General features: G+C 55.0%; 1 protein-coding gene and 1 pseudogene. One reads left to right on the top strand and one right to left on the bottom strand.

Annotation, left to right across the window (positions count from 1 at the left end; all coding sequences use genetic code 11):
• A pseudogene (locus tag HV670_RS31800) lies at positions 1-98 on the bottom strand (IS5/IS1182 family transposase); the annotation flags it as partial.
• A 108-nt stretch (positions 99-206) separates the two neighbouring features.
• Here HV670_RS31800 and HV670_RS32565 point away from each other — a divergent pair.
• On the top strand, positions 207-618 hold a 412-nt coding region (locus tag HV670_RS32565; protein WP_217478569.1), incomplete at its 3' end, for a PAS domain S-box protein.

Below are 618 nucleotides of genomic sequence, written 5' to 3'. Positions count from 1 at the left end.
TCCATCGTCTCAAGGAACACATCGCGTTTGGTTGGCCGACGGTACTGTTCAAATCCGGCGCCTTGATCGGCCGCTATCGCAAGGGTCTGTTGTTTCATCCGGATTTAACGAAGCGTTGACCTTTTTCAGCGTAGCCTTAGGCGGCGTGACCCTGGGCGTGTTTCCAGCTTGGCTCGACTTGACCACAGCGGGACTGGTTTATTTGATTGTCACCGTGCTGCTGTCGTTGTATCCGTGATTTTCTCTGTCGCTGCCGTTTTTTGCCTGAGTTTTTTGTTTGCCAAGCCGCAGTTCAGTTAGCGGGTAGATGCCTCAGACGATCTCCCCATGCTGGCCGCTCTTCTGATCACGTCACTCGTCATCACCATACTGATCAGACAGGTCCGCCGACTCGGGGATACACAGCGCGAGCAGGCTCGGCTCCTCGATCTCACTCGCGACACCGTTTTCGTTCGTGCGACGTGAACGATGTGATTACATACTGGAATCACGGCGCCGAGGAACTCCATGGGTGGAACAGGACCGAGGCGATTGGCAAGGTCACGCATCAACTGTTGAAAACCCGTTTCCTCATGCCGTTTGACGAGATCAAGGAAGCATTGCTGCGCACCGGGCGCT

It is taken from the genome of Pararobbsia alpina (assembly GCF_902859895.1).
Lineage (GTDB): Bacteria > Pseudomonadota > Gammaproteobacteria > Burkholderiales > Burkholderiaceae > Pararobbsia > Pararobbsia alpina.
The sequence above is the reverse complement of the archived record's forward strand: the minus strand, read 5'-3'. Positions and strand labels throughout refer to the sequence as shown.